The organism is Thalassolituus sp. ST750PaO-4 (genome assembly GCF_020320405.1).
GTDB lineage: Bacteria > Pseudomonadota > Gammaproteobacteria > Pseudomonadales > Oceanobacteraceae > Venatoribacter > Venatoribacter alkanivorans.
The window spans coordinates 326,886-345,981 of the sequence record NZ_JABVCB010000007.1 but is presented as its reverse complement, the minus strand read 5'-3'; the positions used below and the strand labels follow the sequence as shown (position 1 = coordinate 345,981).

Annotated in this window: 13 protein-coding genes; 5 read left to right on the top strand and 8 right to left on the bottom strand. The window is 51.1% G+C overall.

The window, feature by feature from the left end; genetic code table 11:
* Positions 1 to 2 precede the first annotated feature (2 nt).
* The 5 genes from HUF18_RS07425 to HUF18_RS07405 all read right to left on the bottom strand — a co-directional run bounded on the left by HUF18_RS07425 (position 3) and on the right by HUF18_RS07405 (position 5,374).
* The gene (locus tag HUF18_RS07425) at positions 3 to 722 is read right to left on the bottom strand and encodes a methylamine utilization protein (RefSeq protein WP_225691699.1); all 720 of its coding nucleotides are present in this window, start codon (positions 720 to 722) and stop codon (positions 3 to 5) included.
* Between the two features lie 86 nt (positions 723 to 808).
* On the bottom strand, positions 809 to 1,426 hold the full coding sequence (locus tag HUF18_RS07420) for a 3'-5' exonuclease (protein WP_145469402.1): 618 nt from the start codon (positions 1,424 to 1,426) through the stop codon (positions 809 to 811).
* On the bottom strand, positions 1,426 to 3,225 hold the full coding sequence (locus tag HUF18_RS07415) for a DUF294 nucleotidyltransferase-like domain-containing protein (protein ID WP_186435940.1): 1,800 nt from the start codon (positions 3,223 to 3,225) through the stop codon (positions 1,426 to 1,428). The genes HUF18_RS07420 and HUF18_RS07415 overlap by 1 nt, the downstream gene beginning before the upstream one ends.
* Before the next feature lie 163 nt (positions 3,226 to 3,388).
* The gene (locus HUF18_RS07410) at positions 3,389 to 5,050 is read right to left on the bottom strand and encodes a cation acetate symporter (RefSeq protein ID WP_225691698.1); all 1,662 of its coding nucleotides are present in this window, start codon (positions 5,048 to 5,050) and stop codon (positions 3,389 to 3,391) included.
* Positions 5,051 to 5,059: 9 nt separating this feature from the next.
* Positions 5,060 to 5,374, bottom strand: a complete 315-nt coding sequence (locus tag HUF18_RS07405; protein WP_145469399.1) for a DUF485 domain-containing protein — start codon at positions 5,372 to 5,374, stop codon at positions 5,060 to 5,062.
* Between the two features lie 202 nt (positions 5,375 to 5,576).
* Between HUF18_RS07405 and HUF18_RS07400 the strand changes: the two genes are divergently transcribed.
* Positions 5,577 to 9,014: a PAS domain-containing hybrid sensor histidine kinase/response regulator gene (locus HUF18_RS07400; RefSeq protein WP_225691697.1), complete on the top strand. Its 3,438-nt coding sequence runs from the start codon at positions 5,577 to 5,579 to the stop codon at positions 9,012 to 9,014.
* Between the two features lie 102 nt (positions 9,015 to 9,116).
* On the opposite strand, the gene HUF18_RS07395 is transcribed toward HUF18_RS07400, so the two are convergent.
* A complete protein-coding gene (locus HUF18_RS07395) occupies positions 9,117 to 9,791 on the bottom strand; it encodes a response regulator transcription factor (protein WP_145469397.1) in 675 nt (224 codons plus the stop codon).
* 168 nt (positions 9,792 to 9,959) lie between these two features.
* Complete coding sequence (gene acs / locus HUF18_RS07390; protein ID WP_145469396.1) at positions 9,960 to 11,912, bottom strand: acetate--CoA ligase; 1,953 nt, start codon at positions 11,910 to 11,912, stop codon at positions 9,960 to 9,962.
* 655 nt (positions 11,913 to 12,567) lie between these two features.
* On the opposite strand from acs, the gene HUF18_RS07385 reads away from it, so the two are divergent.
* Positions 12,568 to 13,725 carry a DcaP family trimeric outer membrane transporter gene (locus HUF18_RS07385; RefSeq protein ID WP_225691696.1) on the top strand — a complete coding sequence of 386 codons (1,158 nt, stop codon included), beginning with the start codon at positions 12,568 to 12,570 and terminating at the stop codon, positions 13,723 to 13,725.
* Between the two features lie 111 nt (positions 13,726 to 13,836).
* Here the strand turns inward: HUF18_RS07385 and HUF18_RS07380 are convergent, their stop codons facing one another.
* The gene (locus tag HUF18_RS07380; protein WP_225691695.1) at positions 13,837 to 14,094 is read right to left on the bottom strand and encodes a hypothetical protein; all 258 of its coding nucleotides are present in this window, start codon (positions 14,092 to 14,094) and stop codon (positions 13,837 to 13,839) included.
* A gap of 409 nt (positions 14,095 to 14,503) precedes the next feature.
* Between HUF18_RS07380 and HUF18_RS07375 the strand changes: the two genes are divergently transcribed.
* Genes HUF18_RS07375 through HUF18_RS07365 form a run of 3 tightly spaced genes read left to right on the top strand, consistent with a single transcriptional unit; the run spans position 14,504 to position 19,088 of the window.
* Positions 14,504 to 17,578, top strand: a complete 3,075-nt coding sequence (locus tag HUF18_RS07375; protein ID WP_225691694.1) for a DUF11 domain-containing protein — start codon at positions 14,504 to 14,506, stop codon at positions 17,576 to 17,578.
* Positions 17,579 to 17,588: 10 nt separating this feature from the next.
* Entirely contained in the window at positions 17,589 to 18,617 is a 1,029-nt protein-coding gene (locus tag HUF18_RS07370; RefSeq protein ID WP_225691693.1) for a hypothetical protein, read from the top strand.
* 9 nt (positions 18,618 to 18,626) lie between these two features.
* Positions 18,627 to 19,088, top strand: a complete 462-nt coding sequence (locus HUF18_RS07365; protein WP_225691692.1) for a DUF11 domain-containing protein — start codon at positions 18,627 to 18,629, stop codon at positions 19,086 to 19,088.
* The last annotated feature ends 8 nt before the right edge of the window (positions 19,089 to 19,096 follow it).

Here is a 19,096-nt window from a genome sequence, read left to right as displayed (position 1 = left end):
CCTCAGCGGCGTAGTTTATTACCAAAGCCCTGCCCCTCCTGCTGCTCTGGCGCAGCAACGGCCAGTGACAGTGTTATTTGTATATGCCCGTCAGTCCGGGGCATGGTGTTCAGTTGCTGCAGAGTCAGAGTCTGCCGCTCATTCTCGTTCAGCGACAATCTGGGATGCCAGACGCTCAGCGTTGATGCTGCCGGCAGATCAGGTATACGGATTCGTCCATCCCCGTTACTGATGAAGGTATCGTCGCCGTCACTAACATAGATATAACCAACCATCTGGTCATGAATGTTGCAGCCCAGCACAACCAGACCGGGCTGATCAAACAGTACCGGCTCTTTTGGTGTGTTGGCATATAAACGGATTTCAAAGATTTTCGGAGACGAAAAGGAATAAACATGATGGCGGATATTATCGCTGTTGGGAAAGCTGACACGCTGCCCCTGCTGAACAATGAGAACCGAAGGCCGGAACTGTTTGTTCACCTGATCCATCACCGCTACCGGGATATTTCCTGCCGGTACCTTTCTGACAGACGTTCCACGAACACTGACGACAACATCTGCCAGGGGTTTGCCCTGCTGATCGTGAAATTCCAGCACCAGCCCAGACTCAGGCTCTGCCCGGACAGAATGAACCTGAATAAAGGATAACAACAGAAACGTTGTCAGAACCTGCTCAGCCCATGACGGGCCGCCATGTCCCTGCCGGAATAATCGCCACACTTACCACCTCAGTCATCTGCAACCATCGCTTAAAAATAGTTGCAAACCGGCCTTAGCGCAAAGTATGAGATCCGGCGGGCAGCATATCAGCTGCGCTGATTGAAATGCGTCAGCTTGATATACATAAGTGCGGTCGAGATCACATCTCCCATGGCGGTATGGCGCTCAATAATGGGAACCTTCAGATCTTTGGCCAGCCCTTCAAAGGTCAGATCCAGCTGCAGCTCGGGGATATATTTACGCTTCTGGCGCACATAGAGTTCAGATACCTCGATAAAGCGGTTCGGCAACTGAAAATTATGCAATTGTTTGATATAGCGGTTAAGGATGGCGCGGTCATATTCGATATAAAAACCACAGATTGGGCGGTTTCCGACAAAATCCAGAACCTTCTCAATCGCTTCCGAAACTGCAACGCCCTGACGCCGGTCTTCGCGCCGCAGATAATGCACCCGCACCGCATTGGGGTCGGTTACGGCATTGGAATTAATGGTCAGATCCAGAGCTTCTGACAGGCGGATTTCCCCACCTTTTACCCGTACCGCGGCGACACTCAGCAGCTCGCCTTTTTTCTTATCGAAACAGCTGGTTTCGCAGTCCAGCACCACCACTTCATCGCCATCATAAGGCTCGGCCAGATGACGCCAGCGCCCTTCCGGTGGCATATAACCCGGCAGCTTTTTCAGCAACCAGAACGGCGCCATCAGAAATTCTCCAGATGATAATGATTGACCAGTAATTGCTTGAATTTTTTAACCCGGTGCAGCGCATGACGCAGCAAGCTGCGATCAACACTGCGCAGACTGTTAAGCTGCAGTTGCTGTGTCAGTCCCGGATTATCTGACCCGCTTTCCAGCTGCTGGCGCAGACGGATGCGTAAAAAGAACAGTAAAGCATCTTTAAGGCCCTGGGTTGTTTCATCATCCAGAACGTTCAGCGCCTGTAATTTATCCAGTCGTTGCAGGGTATTGCAGTCGCTGATGGCATATTCAAATGCCAGTGCACGGACACCGTGAACCAATGGAAAAATGCCGCCTTTTTTAATATCAATGGTGCCGTGGTCTTCGCGGATTTTACCCAGAAAAGTCAGCGGCGTTTCAAACTGCAGGGCTGGTTTGGCAAACCAGGCCGATGTCATACTGGAGCGCAGTGCCTCGGTCTGCCAGCTGGCTTTTACCGGTACAAATAATTCCCGGTTTCCGCATACCGGTTCAGCGTCCATAAAAATCGCCATATTCATCATGGGTTCCGGACGACCAGAGCGCATCCAGCGCTGTACTTTGCCGACCCAGCCGTCAACGGTATTAATCCAGCTGTCGTTAATAAACATGACGCCCCCCGGACAGGGCGGATAGCCAAAGTCGAGCAACGCCTGATGCAGGTTTTGCAATAACGGCTGCACCGCTTCACGGTCATGCTCATTCTGCAGGATAATGGCGTTGTCCTGATCGGTTTTCAGTATCTGCTCTCCCCGGCCCTCACTGCCCAGAACCAGAATGCACACACTCTTTTGTAGCCGTTTGGGGAAAATAAGCTCGAATGCCCGCTCCATCAGGCGGCGGTTCAGTGTGGTAATCAGCTCCATAATCGCCACGACTTTTACCCCCTGGGTACTGAGGCTGTCGATCAGAACCTCAAGGCGCCGGGCAGCCACCACCAGTTCCTTCATGGTTTTGGCCTGCTCAATACGCATGGCAATAACATGAGAGTGTGTCGAGAACACACTGAGCATATCCATCAGTTCGAGCATACCGACGATATCGCCATCACGGGTGACAATAACCCGCTCAATATGATGCTGGGTCATCTTCAGCAGCGCACTGAACAGAAAATCGCCGTATTTCACTTCGACCAGATCAAACTGAGCAATATCAGCCACTTTACTTTGCTTGGTTTTATCGCCGAGCAAAGTGGCACGCAGTAAATCGGTGCCGGTTACGATGCCGACCTGACGAGCGGTCCGAACCAGTACTGCGTCATATTTCTGCTCTTCCATAATGGCCGCAACCCGCGCCAGACTGGTTTGCCCGGTAACATAAACCGGCGGGCGTACACTGTCTTCATCGATGCGGGCAAGAATAAATTCAGAGACATCATTACTGCGTTGATCGACCAGTTCTTCCTGGGTGCCGAGATCGGTTTTGAAATAGATAGAAAAATCACTGGATTCATCCAGAAGCTGAATAAAATCTTTGGCGCGCAGTAAATAGCAGAGAGTTTCTTCTATCGCGGTGTAGCGGTGTTTACAGGAGGATTCCAGTACGGCACGTACGTCGAAGATATCCTCTTTGCCATACTGGGAAAAAACCTGCTGGCCGCTTTTATCGGTTTCTTCGACCACACCTTTGTAGACGATGTAGACCCCGGGAGACACATCTCCCTCATCCAGAATAACCGCACCGGCAGCAAAGAAAACCAGATCCAGGCGCTTGGTTAACCACTCCAGTTGCTGCTCAGACAAAAAACTGAACGGCGGCTGGTTAAGGTTTATCTGAATCGTCATAACCTGTCTCCTTTCTGCGATGACAGCACCGCTTTCCATTCAGTATAAAATAAAAAAGACACCGTCACAGGACGGTGCCAAGGGGAGCCCCAGCTCGAGGCAATCGTGCAGGCCAGCAAAACCGGCCAATATTCTCAGACCTGTTTACACCTATAAAACAGGTTCAGTGATCCGCTGCCTGTGCCGCACCCAACCCGGTATGCGAGCGCACAAACTGCTGATCAAATTTCTCCCGCTCCTGTGCTCCGGCGGCTGATTTATCTGTGATTGAGAAGTACCAGATCCCGGCGAAGGCAACAATGACCGAGAACAAGGCCGGGTATTTATATGGGAATACCGCACTTTCATTACCCAGAATCTGCACCCAGACAATCGGCCCAAGAACAACCAGAGAAACCGCCGTTAACAGACCCAGCCAGCCACCGATCATGGCTCCGCGGGTGGTCAGGCGCTGCCAGTACATCGACAGGAACAGCACCGGGAAATTCGCACTGGCAGCAATAGCAAAGGCCAGACCGACCATAAAGGCGATATTTTGTTGTTCGAATAAAATACCCAGTCCTATCGCAATCACACCCAGCACCAGCGTGGTAATTTTCGACACCCGCACTTCTTCTTCATCCGTTGCATCCGGACGGAAGACATTGGCATACAGATCATGAGACACCGCCGAAGCTCCGGCCAAAGCCAATCCCGAAACCACCGCCAGAATGGTGGCAAAGGCAACCGCAGAAATAAAGCCGAGGAACCAGTCGCCACCCACTGCTTTTGACAGATGGATTGCAGCCATATTGTTGCCACCGATTAAAGCGCCGGCTTCATTAAGAAACTCACTGTTGGTCGACACCAGAACGATAGCGCCAAAGCCAATAATAAAGGTCAGAATATAGAAATAGCCGATAAATCCGGTGGCATAAAAAACGGACTTGCGCGCTTCGCGGGCGTCAGCCACGGTAAAGAAGCGCATCAGAATATGCGGCAGACCAGCAGTACCAAACATAAGCGCAATACCGAGACTGATCGCCGATACCGGATCAGACACCAGACCACCCGGCCCCATAATGGCAATGCCTTTTTCGTGAACTTCGGTTGCCTGCTGGAATAAATTGCCCATATCAAAACCGACATAAACCAGTACCATCAGGGCCATAAAACTGGCACCGGATAACAGTAATACCGCTTTAATAATCTGTACCCAGGTTGTAGCCAGCATACCGCCCATGGTGACGTACAGCACCATCAGAATACCCACCAGCACGACGGCATAGTCGTACGGCAAGCCAAACAGCAGTTGAATCAGTTTTCCCGAGCCAACCATCTGGGCAATCAGATAAAGAGAAACAACACAAAGCGATCCAACAGCCGACAGCGTACGGATCTGGGTCTGCCCAAGACGATACGAAGCCACATCGGCAAAAGTAAACTTGCCCAGATTGCGCAGCCGTTCGGCAATCATAAACAGAATCAGTGGCCAGCCGACCAGAAAGCCGATGGAATAAATAAGGCCGTCAAAACCGGATAAATACACCAGGCCGGAAATCCCCAGAAAAGATGCCGCCGACATATAATCCCCGGCAATGGCCAGACCATTCTGAAAACCGGTAATACCACCACCAGCCGCATAATAATCGGCGGCGGAACGGGTGCGACGACTGGACCAGACGGTAATACCCAGCGTAAAGGCCACAAAAATAAGAAACATAATAATGGCCGACCAGTTGGTGGCCTGCTGCTCTACGGCCCCGCTGATAGCATCGCCGGCAAAAGCCAGACTGCTCAGGGACAAGAGCGGAAATAATACAAAGGGTTTCAAACGTTTAAACATACGGATTCCTTAACCCTTCAGACATTCTTCAATGATGCGTTGATTTTCTTCATCAAATTCGGTGTTCGCACGTTTAACGTAAATACCGGTCAGCAGAAACGATGAAATAATAATAAAAACACCCATAGGGATTCCCCAGGTGGTGACGCTGCCCTGAGCAACCGGCTCGGCCAGAACGCCGGGAGCAAAAGCAACCAGCAGAATAAAAGAAAAGTACATCACCAGCACAATGGCGGAGAGTTTCAGGGCAAAGGATTTGCGCTTTGACACCAGAATCTGAAAATCCGGGTGATCTTTAATTTTTTGGTAGACATCGGACTGCATGCCTGACTCCTGACAATGAATAACTCATTGGCATTCTACTCAACGGGGCCCGCCCCCCCAGCCCGACCATAGTCTCAGGAAGTACGCCGCCGGATCTTTCACCCTGTACGACCTTGGTCTAAGATCAGGACAGTGACGCAGAGTGAAAACAGGGGCTCGTGTTAAGCTCCCCAGAGGCAAAAAAAATACAACAAGGAAAGCTATGATTCCGGCCTGGCAGCTCATTTCAATTTCTGTGTTATACATTGGCACGCTGTTCGGTATTGCCTGGTACGGCGACCGCCGGGCTCACAGCGGCAGACCTGTGCACAACACCGGTATGATTTACAGTCTGTCGCTGGCGGTTTATTGCACCTCCTGGACCTTTTATGGTGCTGTAGGCATGGCCGCCACCAGCGGCTGGATGTTCCTCAGTATTTATATCGGCCCGATTCTGTTTCTGCTTTTTTTCTGGCGCATGCTGGGGAAAATCATCCGCATTGCCAAAGAAAAACGCCTGACCTCCATTGCCGACTTTATTGCCACCCGTTACGGCCGTGATCACACCCTCGCCATTCTGGTAACCATCGTCGCAGTGCTTGGTGTTGTGCCTTACATCGCACTGCAACTCAAAGCCATCGCCACCACTTTTGAGCTGGTCACTCAGCCATTGGGCGCCGACAGCGGCGGCCCGATTTTTTTCTGGCAGGACACCGCCTTTCATATCAGCTGGGCGATGGCGCTGTTTGTCATTGTGTTTGGTACCCGCGACATTGACGCCAGCGAACAGCATCCGGGGATGATTCTGGCGGTTGCCTTTGAATCGATGGTGAAACTGCTGGCGATTCTCGCGGTGGGAATCTGGGTGATGACGTCCCTGTTCGACTCGCCGCTGGATTTATTCACCCTGTCCAAAACAGTGATGCCCGACCATGCGCTGTTTAACAGCGATGTGATCTCCCTTGCCTTTATTCTGCAAAGCCTGCTGGCCGGGTTTGCCATTCTCTGCCTGCCACGTCAGTTTCAGGTTGGTGTCATCGAGAATGAATCGGTGCGCCACATTCATACCGCACGCTGGATGTTTCCGCTGTATCTGGTGCTGATGCTGTTGTTTGTTGTCCCCATCGCCTTAACCGGCCATCTATTTATGCGCGATCTGGGATTTGCTCCGGACACCTATGTGCTCAGCCTGCCGGTATCCCTCGGTCAGGACGTTCTGGCCATAATTGCGTTTATCGGTGGCGGCAGCGCGGCGACCGGTATGATCATTGTGGCAACCATCGCCATCAGCACCATGGTGTCAAACGAGCTGGTGCTGCCTGCGTTCTTCCGCAATACCCAACAACAGAGTGATATTCAGCAATCATCCAGTGTGCGCACACTGGTACTGACCGTGCGTCGCATGGTGATTGTGGTCATGATTCTGGGTTCCTATCTGTTTTACCGCATGGTCGGGGAATTTGAATCGCTGGCAGCTATTGGCCTGTTATCTTTTGCCGCCGTCGCGCAATTTGCCCCGCCACTGATTGGTGGTCTGATCTGGCAGGGAGGTAATCGTCAGGGCGCTATTGCCGGGCTGTTGAGTGGCACCTTTATCTGGATTTATACCCTGCTCTGGCCAGTGCTGGCGCAGGGCATTGAACAGAGCAATACAACGCCTTATCAGATGCTGGGACTGAATCTGGATGATTTCAGTTTCGGTGTGATATTAAGCCTGTCGGTTAACGTATCGCTGTATATTTTCTTCTCGGTGGTCACCAACGCCTCTGTGCGGGAACGCATGCTGGCCTCCGACTTCACCAGCACCAAGGCTCTGAATCCGGGTAATCAGGTGGCTCCGTCGTTCACCTGCAAAGTCGATGATGTACGCGTGGTGCTGGAGCGGATTCTGGGCTACAAAAAAACCGAATCTTTTTTTGCCGACTATCAGGCTCATCACGGTATTCAGTACGACCATGCCATGGCATCCAGCGATTTGCTGCACGATGCCGAGAAATTACTGGCCTCGGTGGTCGGCTCATCTTCTGCACGGGTTATCTTCTCGACCTTATTAGGTGGCGAGCAGATTCAGATCCGCGATCTGGCCTTCCTCGCCAGCGAAGCCAGTCAGGCCTTTGCCATGAGCCGCGAGCAATTGCAGGCTGCGGTAGAAAATCTGCATCAGGGCGTCAGCGTGGTTGACCGTAATCTCAATCTGGTGGCCTGGAACCGGCGCTATCTGGAACTGTTTAATTACCCTCCGGGCTTTATTCAGGTGGGCAAGCCGGTTGCCGACATTATTGCGTTTAATGCCGAGCGCGGTTTCTGCGGCCCCGGCAGCATAGAGCAGCAGGTTGCACGCAGAATGCGTTTTTTAAGTGCCGGCTCCGCCCATCAGTTTGAACGCCTGCTGCCGCATGGTGTAGTGATATCCATGCAGGGCCATCCGATGCCGGATGGTGGTTTTGTTACCAGCTTCACTGACATTACGGTTCACCGTAAAGCCGAACAGGCTTTAAAAGAAGCCAATGTAAGCCTTGAACGCCGCGTCGAAAAAAGTACCCAGCAGCTGGATGATCTGACCTCGCAGCTGATCGAAGCCAATACCAGTAAAACCCGGTTCCTGGCCGCTGCCGGACACGATCTGATGCAGCCATTAAATGCCGCCAAATTATTTGCCTCGACCCTGGCGCAGCACAATTTATCGGAGGAGCAACGCCATCTGCTGACCCATCTGGAAGGCTCACTGCAATCGGCTGAAGATGTGTTATCGGTGCTGGTTGAAATATCCAAACTGGATGCCGGAGCTATTGAACCCAGCCTGCGGCCTATTCAGTTAAGTGCCGTGTTAAAACCCCTGCGTGATGAATTTACCGCACTGGCGGCGGAGAAAGGTCTGGTGCTGCGCTTCCGCCCCTGTGATTACTGGGTATTAAGTGACGCTCACTGGCTGCGCCGTATCGTGCAGAATCTGCTCAGCAATGCCGTGCGCTATACCCATAAAGGCGGCATTCTGCTTGGCTGCCGTAAGCGTGGTGAGCAATTGGTTATCGAAGTCTGGGATACCGGTCCGGGTATTCCGCGCTCTAAGCTGGGGGAGATTTTTGGCGAATTCAAACGTCTTAATCAGGGCAAGCAGGACAGCAAAGGACTGGGATTGGGGCTCGCCATTGTTGATCGTATGGCTAAGCGTATGGGACACAGCGTGGAAGTCGATTCCTGGGTGGGTAATGGCACCCTCTTCCGTATCACCCTGCCACTGACCGAAGCCGATGTGGTGAAGCAGGATAACCGCGACCAGCAGGCGCGGGTGTCCGGCAGTTTTGAGGGCTTACAGACGTTCTGTATTGATAATGACGCTGAAGTTCTGGCCGGTATGAATGCCCTGCTCAGCAGCTGGCAATGTGAGGTTTTCAGTTGCAGCGACGAGCACGAAGCTGAACAGGTGCCATTCAAGCCGCAAATCATGCTCGCTGATTACCAGCTCGACAACGACGTCACCGGCCTGCAGGTGATGTCGATGCTGCGCCGTCATTTTAATGAGGATATTCCCGGCGTATTAATCTCAGCCGATCCACGGCCATCAGTTGCAGAAGAAGCCAAATCTCTCGGCTTCTATTTCCTGAAAAAACCGGTACGCCCTGCGGCATTACGCGCTCTGATCCGCCGTCTTATCCGCTGAATAATGCGGCAGCCGACCAGAGCATAAACGGCGGCAAGAGCATAAAAAAACAGGAGCAATGGCTCCTGTTTTTTTATGCTGCTTCTGACTGGCAGGCGACGGTCAGACCTGAGTTGCCATCAGGGTATCCGGTTTTTCAAAATCCAGACTCTGCACCGAAATAACGGCCTGGGTACGGGTGCGCACACCCAGCTTACGGAAAATGGCCGTTACATGAGCCTTGATAGTGGCTTCGCTGACGTCAAGATCGTAGGCGATCTGTTTGTTAAGCATGCCTTCCGACATCATGGTCAGTACACGGAACTGTTGCGGTGTCAGACTGGCCAGGCGTTCAGCCAGATCCAGCGCATTCTGGTTTGGCTGATGCTGATGGCGACGTGCAGCATCGGGCAGATAGATATCCCCCTGCAACACCATTTCGATGGCTTTGGCGATATGTTCCAGCGGTGACGATTTGGAAATATAACCGGACGCTTCATGATCGATCGCCTGACACATAATGGCCGGATCTTCACAGGCCGAGACAACGATCACCGGAATTTCCGGGTAATGTGAGCGCAGAAAAACCAGCCCGGAATAACCGTGCGCTCCCGGCATCTGCAGATCCAGCAGAATCAGATCGGCATCTTTATGCTGCTCCACCACCTGCTGCAATTCCGGCAGCGATTCTGCCTGCTCAATCGTAACATCGGGTACCAGCTGTTTAACCGCCTGCTGCATAGCCGTGCGGAATAATGGGTGATCATCAGCAATGATGATTTTTTGTGCGAGCTGCATAGTCCCCTCCGGAGAATCCTGCTCAGCGGTTTAACCGCTGACTATTGTTATTGTGCGACATTTTATCAGCAGATGCTTGTGTCCACTGTAAAAACGCAAAAAACTGCCCAGAGAATTCTCTGGGCAGCTCCGTCAGACACGCAATGATGACTTAATCATCCGTGCTGGTCATCCGCGATTCAGGCGCTTGTCGATCAGTGATTCCACCACCGACGGATCGGCCAGAGTAGAAATATCTCCCAGAGAATCATGTTCGTTAGCGGCAATCTTACGCAGGATACGGCGCATAATTTTGCCTGAACGGGTTTTTGGCAGCCCCGGGGTAATCTGAATCAGATCGGGTGCCGCAATCGGACCGATTTCGGCACGCACCCAGTTGCGCAGTTCCTTCACCAGCTCTTCGCTCGATTCTTCACCGGCATTCAGAGTGACGTATACGTAGATACCCTGGCCTTTGATATCGTGCGGATAACCCACCACCGCAGCCTCAGCCACTTTCGGGTGTGCAACCAGCGCACTTTCTACTTCAGCGGTACCCATGCGGTGACCGGATACGTTGATCACGTCATCCACACGGCCGGTAATCCAGTAGTAACCGTCTTCGTCACGACGGGCACCGTCACCGGTAAAGTACATGCCACGGAAAGTAGAGAAATAGGTCTGCACAAAGCGCTCATGATCGCCGTATACAGTACGGGCCTGACCCGGCCAGCTGTCGATCATCACCAGGTTACCTTCAACCGCACCTTCCAGCAGCATACCGGAGTTGTCTACCAGTGCTGGCTGCACACCAAAGAACGGACGGGTTGCTGAGCCTGGTTTAGCATCGGTAGCACCCGGTAACGGGGTGATCATGATGCCGCCGGTTTCAGTCTGCCACCAGGTATCGACAATCGGGCAACGCTCTTCACCAATGGTGCGGTAATACCATTCCCAGGCTTCCGGGTTAATCGGTTCACCCACCGAACCCAGCAGACGCAGGGATTCACGGTGCGTGCCTTCAACGGCTTTCGCGCCTTCGGCCATCAGCGAGCGGATCGCGGTCGGTGCGGTATAAAGAATGTTGACCTGATGCTTATCAACAATCTGCGAGAAACGGTTGATGTCCGGATAATTCGGCACACCTTCGCACATCAGGGTTGTACCGCCATTAGCCAGCGGTCCGTACAGCAGATAGGTATGACCGGTAATCCAGCCCACATCGGCGGTACACCAGTAAATATCGCCATCGTGATAGTCAAAAACGTACTGATGGGTAATAGACGCCCAGACCATATAGCCACCGGTGGTATGCAACACACCTTTAGGCTTACCGGTGGAACCGGAGGTATAAAGAATAAAGAGCGGATCTTCAGCGCCCATTTCTTCTGCCGGGCAATGTGGAGAAGCCAGGCTCACCAGATCGTGATACCAGACATCGCGGGCCGGATGCCAGGCGACATCAGAGCCGGTGCGCTTAACCACAATCACTTTTTCAAGTGAGCGGATCGCAGGATTGGTCAGCGCTTCATCCACGTTCGCTTTCAGTGGCACTTTCTTGCCACCACGCACACCTTCGTCTGAAGTGATGACGATTTTGGCGTTACTGTCTTCGATACGACCCGCCAGAGCATCCGGCGAGAAACCACCAAATACTACCGAGTGAACGGCACCAATACGGGTACAGGCCAGCATGGCAACCGCCGCTTCCGGAATCATCGGCATATAAATGCAGACGATATCGCCCTTGCGTACGCCCTGACCACGCAGCGCATTGGCAAAGCGGGAAACTTCTTCATGCAGCTCTTTATAGGTGATGTGACGATCCTGACCCGGATCATCGCCTTCCCAGATAATGGCGGTCTGATCGCCACGGGTTTCCAGATGGCGATCCAGACAGTTGGCTGAAGCATTCAGCGTACCGTCTTCAAACCATTTGATGTTGACGTTGTGATCATCAAACGACACGTTGCGCACACGGGTGAAAGGTTTTATCCAGTCAATACGCTGTTCTGCCTGCTCACGCCAGAACCCTTCCGGGTTGATGACGGACTGCTGGTACATCTGCAGATACTTCTCGTTGTTAATCCAGGCGGAATCAGCAAATTCCGGTTTGACTGGATAAACCTTCTGGTCGCTCATAGCGTTCTCCCTAAGTGATTATTTTTAAAGCTCGCTAGTGCCCGGCGGCAATGTATATCTTATGACTCATATTGAGTGACCGGCCGCTCTTCCCCAAATTAGACAATGGTCTATCGGCGAAAAAACCGGGCAATCAGGCGCGGATTACAGACGATCAACCTTCAGCTCCCTTACTTCTGGCTGGATCGCCCTGATGCATCCCTTTTAAACCAGGCATCCGCTTTCCGGCTGTGTGCCGGAATACAAATACCAGTATCTGTTTAATACCCCTGAATGAAACGCTGAACCAGTGTTTCTTTATTACTTATCTTGCTGATATCTAAAGGAAAACTGATCAGTCCGCATATTACCCCGGATATTCACCTGTGCCTGTCCCGAATGAATAACATGCAACCAAAGATCTGAAACGACTGAAGTTAACGGTATAAGCTGCTTGACGGAATATGCTCATACCCACCGCTCATCCGCACCAGAACGGCACACAAAGGTCCGTTTCCACTGCTGCTGTAAAGCGCCGACACTTATCCGTAGTTCAGCAGAGAGTTAGTAAGTACTTCTACTTAACGCCTTGCAGCTTCGACCTTTGGCTAATTTCGTCGCACAGAAACTGTGCACCATAGTGAGCAGGCACAACTATGATAATAAGGAGAGCGACATGCGTAAGACTTCTGCAATTCTGTTGGCCGCGGCACTGCCGATGGCTGTTCAGGCAGCAAATACCGAGTTCAGCTATGGCGGCTATATCAAGATGGACGCCATGATGAGCACCTATTCCGATGGTGATATTGGCGCAGGCAGCCTGGGTCGTGATTTTTATGTACCGTCAACCACACCAACCAGTGGTGGTACCGGCGAAGAAACCAGTAGTGTCGACTTCAGTGCCAAATCGTCACGTCTGAACTTTAAAACCGTTACCACCACCGACAGCGGTGAGAAAGTAACCGGTTTTATTGAAATGGATTTTCTGACCACATCCGGTAACGAGGTGGTTTCCAATTCCAACAGTCCACGTCTGCGCCATGCGTTCTTCACCTATAACAATCTGACTTTTGGTCAGACCTGGTCGACGTTTATGAACGTTGGCGCCCTGCCAGAAACCGTAGACTTTCTCGGCGTAAGTGACGGTACTGTATTTAACCGTCAGGCACAGATCCGCTACACCATGGGTGACTTCCAGTTTGCTCTGGAAAACCCGGAAACCACACTTGTTACAGCACCTGCCGCCCCAGGAGCGCCAGGTACACTGACAACCGATGATTCCGGTCTGCCTGATATCGTTGCCCGTTATAACCTGAAGGCCGGTGATCATGCGTTTACCGTTGCCGCGATTGCCCGCCAGTTTGCGGTACAGGATGGTGCACAAAACGGTGTAGACGAAACCGCTAATGGATTCGGTGTCAGCCTGTCCGGTATGGTCAAAATCGGCGCCGATGACCTGAAGTTCAGCTATACCACCGGTGATGTTGCACGTTACGTGGGTCTCGCCGCTGCTCAGGACGCTATTGTCGATGCAAGTGGCGACATTAAAGCCACGACCGTTAATGCTGCCTTTGTTGCTTACCGTCACTTCTGGAACGATAAGATGCGCAGCACCATCGCCTATTCCATGCTGGACGCTGACTACGATGACGACACCATTGCTGCAGGACGTGTTGAAGCATCCACCAGCACCCGTCTGAACCTGATGTATTCCCCAACCAAAGAAGTAACCTATGGTGTGGAATACAGCATGGCGACACTGGAAAAAGTGACAACCACCAAGAACGAAGGCGATATGAACCGCCTGCACTTCACCGCCAAGTACAGCTTCTGATCTGTACCTGACGCGCCTGACAAAAACCCGGCTCCGGCCGGGTTTTTTATTGCCTGATCAATACCCAAAATTCACCTGCTCCGTATAACCCAGCCGGTTATAACAACATTCTCAATAATGCTGTTGGCATTGCCTAAGTGTTTTTCCACATTTTTTCCGTGCGTCTTTCCGTGCGTCTTTCCGTGCGTCTTTTGGTACATCTTTTGGTACATCTTTTGGTACATCTTTTGGTACGTCGGTATCGCGGAGAAAAGCTGAAAAGACGATGCGCTCTCTCATCAATGTGAATAAAACGCGTTGGTTAGGCTGCTGGGAAAACAGCAATAAATCGCCTGCCGGCCAGTTACAGAACAATACAGCAGCGTTCACTTACACTCACTGACGACTCATTTTTGGCATATATGCAGATGTATTCATTGTGAAATTGACGGTTAATTATAAACAATCATATCAATGTCACAAAAATACTCGTTTGGTTACAAATGGTTACTTCGAGGATAGGGAAAAGACCTGGTGACATTTTTTGTCACATTCCCCTCATAAACGACAGTTATGACGTGTATTTTTTTAAGATTTTTTCCTGCATTGCTATTGAATGTGAGGAAAAATGTCACTTTTCAAGTAAACGAAAATTATTCTCTAAAAACAGCGTGTTACATCACAGTTTTACCCATTGCTGGTCGCCTGCCAGCAAATTGACTCAACCATATGCCCTACCTAAGATGCGCGCACAACGCACAGCACCAGGAATAACTGGCACAAGGGTACGGATTACACTTTGAGCGAACGGGTAACATTTAACATTAACGTTATTAACAAGCCTGCTTATATCTTTCGTCTGGAAGGGATCACGCTCGTCTTCGTTTTTGTTCTTATCTCCACCCACACCCTTGCCGCTGAAAATATTATTCTGCGCGAAAGCTATGCCGGTAACCTGTCGTTTGCATTGACCGGTAACACCATGCGCTCGGCCTTTGACGATTGCTACCAACTCAACAACTCCGGTGCCAGTATCACTATCCCCTCCGGCAGTACCGTTGTGGATGCCGTTCTGTACTGGTCAGGCTCGGGCAGTACTGATAACACTGTTACCTTAAACAATGAGTCTGTAAGTGCCGATACCAGTTATACCGAAACAGTCGATGGTAACGTTTTCTACAGCGCCCGTGCCGATGTAACCAACCGCATCAGCGGCTCTGGGTGGTTTACCGTTTCTGACCTCAGCTTTGATGACTCATACGCTTACTGTAATAACGGGCAGGCGTACGGTGGCTGGGCGCTGCTCGTTATCTATGAAAATTCCGCCGAGCCACTGCGGGTTGTCAACCTGTTCGAAGGTTTCCGCAATTTCTGGGGCAGCTCTATCAATCTGACACCGAATAACTTTGTGATTGCAGACAATCCGCAAAGCAAGGGTGGCAAGCACGCTCATATCACCTGGGAAGGTGATGAAGGAAATTCACAAAGTAGCAATGGCTCCAGTGAGCGCCTGACCTTCAATGGCAGCACATTGTTCGATTCTGCTAATCCAGCCAATAACCAATTCAACTCGTACTCAAACAGTGTTGGGCGCACGACCAGCGGCGTTGATCTTGATGTTTATAACATCGGCAACTATCTGTCTGCTGGTGCTACCTCTGTGACCACAACATACTCCACCGGGCAGGATCGGGTATTTCTCAGTGCAGAAATAATCAGTGTTCCTAATCGCGCGGTGAGTGACCTTAGCCCAGTCGTGATCGAGGCTCCTGCAGTATTTGCAAATCAAGTAAGCAACGTTCAGCTGCGAATAAAGAATGCCGGGCCAAGTGTCGCCAGCGCAGGTTCTGCAGTAACCATGACATTGCCCAGCGGCCTGTCATTTACAGGAAATACCGGCACGAACTGGAATTGCACCAACAATGCACCGAATCTGAGCTGTATTTACAACACTACACTGACTAAAAATGCAGTATCAGCGCCATTAAATCTGGCCATTGCCACCACACCTGTGGCGTTGGGTAACAATAACTGGACGGTTAACGTTAACGGTATCGAGTTTGATAACCGTCTTCAGAACAATACCACCACAATAAATCTGCAGGTCGACAAACCCGACCTGAGCCTATCAGAAAAACTGGCTGTCGATCAGTCTGGCGGGCTGGTTAATGCCGGTGATGTTATCCGTTACGTTATTCAGGTAACAGAAGCATCCGGCCGTGCCGTACAAGGTTTAAGTGTCAGCGACACGCTGGAAGCAACCTTTAACAGTGCTTCTCTGGTCAGTTCACCGCCCGGAAGCAATGCGGTACTTAATGGCAACACCTTAACTGTGAGTAATCTGTCATTGGCAGCTGATGAAACGGCCAGCATTATTGTTGATGCTGTTATTTCTTCTGACACTGCAGATAACACCGCAATCAACAACACTGCGTTGCTTAGTGTTGGCTATGATTCAGCTCTGGCAATTAATGCTCCGCAACTGATCGTGTCACAACCGACATATGACAGCGCGGGCAATAAGCCTCTGTACCTTGGGCCAGTCAATGGCACCTCCGGCAATATGGCCCGTATAACAACGGCCAATGCAAACAGCAGTGTATTCCTGCCACAAGATACTGAATACCGCTGGAGTCTTAATCCACTTCTGCGTGCCCCGCTTATTTTAAACAGTAACGCCGCCGGTATCCGAGCAGTCCTGACCCTGCGTCATGATCGCCGCCGCAATGGCAGTCTGGGCTACCTGCGCCGTGATCACGACATCATTCTGCGTGTTTTGCACAACAATACTGAAATTGCACGCCTTGATACTCACCGCATATTGCCAGCTGATGAGATTGCCGAAACCATTGAATTCACACTGCCTTTCAGCAACAACAATCTCAGTTTTGCCTCAGGTGACAGCCTGGAATTTACCCTTACCCATGATCTGATTGATGTACCGGAAAACAATGGTCAATCCGACGGCATGTACGTGGAGCTGGGAAGCAGCATGAGCAGCAGCCGCATTATTCTGCCAGCACTGACCGTTATCGAAGTCGAAAATATCCGTTTCTTCGACGCCCCCTGGGGCGACAGTAACCGTCAGGAACTGACACGCAGCAACCTTAACCGTGCACTGTTTATTAACGCTCAGGTGGTTGATCCTTTTGGTAACTTCGATATTACCGGAGCCAGCGCAAAAATCCTCGACAACGCCAATAACGAGCTGGCGGCAACCAGTAATATGAACGCCGTCGCTACACCTGACGATGCGCGGAAAATCTACGAATACCGTTACGACATTCCAGCAGCCAATGTAAATGAAGGCTTCTGGAAAGTTCAGGTGATTGCCCGTGAAGGTAACGAGAACGACATTACGCACCAGCGTCAGCAAACCATTGAGGTTCGTCAGCTTTATCCCAACGTCAGACTGGCCAAAACAGTCACCGCACTGACCGACCCGGTGAATGGTCCTGATAATCCCAAAGCAATTCCCGGTGCGGAAGTCGCTTATCAGATACAGGTAACGAACAGTGGCGAAGGCGAAGCCGACAGTAATACGTTGATTATTGACGAACAAATTGCTGCCTCCACCAGCCTTTATGTCGCCGATTTTAATGGCGCAGGCCCGGCTGAGTTTATTCAGGGTGCTGCTAACAGCGGCCTCACTTACAGCTTTGCATCATTAGCTGCGGCTAATGACGATCTCGATTTTTCCAACGATACCGACAGCAGCGACGGTATTACCTATGGCTACGTTCCGCAGCCAGATGCCGAAGGCTTTGACGCCAATGTCACCTATATCCGTTTTATGCCGAAAGGCACGTTAAACCCCGCGTCTGGCAGCAGCCAGCCGGAATTCAAGTTTCGCTACAAAGTAAAGGTCCAATAAGGAGCATTCCATGCAGACCATTAAACGTACGTCCCTGCTTCTCGCAGGTATGCTTGCTTCGGCAAGTGGCTGGGCGGCAACCCCTGCCGGTACAGAAGTTAAAAATACAGCAACAGCGACTTATTATTCACCGACCGATACTGTTAATCAGATCAGCGTGGATTCTAACGAAGCTAAATTTAAAGTTGATGAAGTTATTGATGTCAGCATCACTGCTCTTAACGGTACAAATGTAATTACCGACCAACAAGACGTTGCTGTTAAATATGAAATCAACAACGACGGTAACGGCTCAGAAAACTTCAAAGTAACAGCAATAAATGCTGCGACGGGTGATGATTTTGATGTTAGCGGAATTAAAATTTATTTCGATGCCGACGGTGATGGCAAGTTTACTGCAGCCGACCTGGCATCTGAATACAACGATGCACTTGGCCTGAATATGAATGCTGGCAGCTCCACCATTATTTTTGTGGTTGCTGATGTTCCAACAGTCGCGGTCGGTGAAAAAGCTGATTTCAATTTAACGGTTACCTCTCAGACACCAGGAGCGTCGGGTTCAGGAGCCGCTGGTACAGTGCTGGCAGGCCAGGGCGATGGTGGTACTGCTGCCATTGTTGCAAAGGATGATGCTGCAAGCACATTCACGCACACCTACACCGTGGTTTTAGACCCTAATGCTCCAGCCACTGCGGTTACCGTGGTTAAGTCGGTACTGCAACACGTAGACTCATTCAACACCGGAAAGCCTATTCCTGGTGCAGTCACTACTTATCAGATATTGGTAACTGTTCATTCAGCTGTTGAGTCGCTGATCATCTCAGACCCGATTCCGGCCAATCTTACCTACGTTCCTAACTCTGTATATATGGTCGCCTCTGACCAGGTAGGTAACGATCTGTCTGCAACAGAAACAGCATTGAATGATGCCACCGTCTTTTTACCGACTGCCGATACTCATGGTCGTGTTGCAATCGACATGGGCAACCAGGCAACAGCCGGTGTGTACACCATCCAGTTCAACGTAACTATTAATTAAGGAGGCTGTATGCGCACTCTTTTATGGGCACTGCTGCTCTTACCTTCACTGGCACTGGCTGAAGTCCGTCTGACAACAGAAGCCTTCAAAATCGTACCGGTCGCTCAGGCTGACGGCTCTGTCACAGAAGAGTGGCAAACAGCCGACCGCGTCGTACCCGGTGACAAAATCGGCTACCGCATTTCTTACAACAACGAAGGAAATGAGGCCGCCGATAGTGTTGTCATTAATAACCCGGTTCCAGCTGAAGCGAGCTATATCGCCAACAGCGCAACCGGTGCAGGCACCGCTGTCACCTACTCCGTAGATGACGGCAAAACGTTTGCGGTCGCCAGCCAGCTGACCGTCAACGAAAACGGCGTAAGCCGAACAGCAAAAGCTGAAGACTACAGCCACATCCGCTGGCAGCTGACTCAGCCGGTTGAGGCCGGAGCCAGTGGCAAAGTGGAATTTAAAGTTCGTATTAAATAATTAGGGGA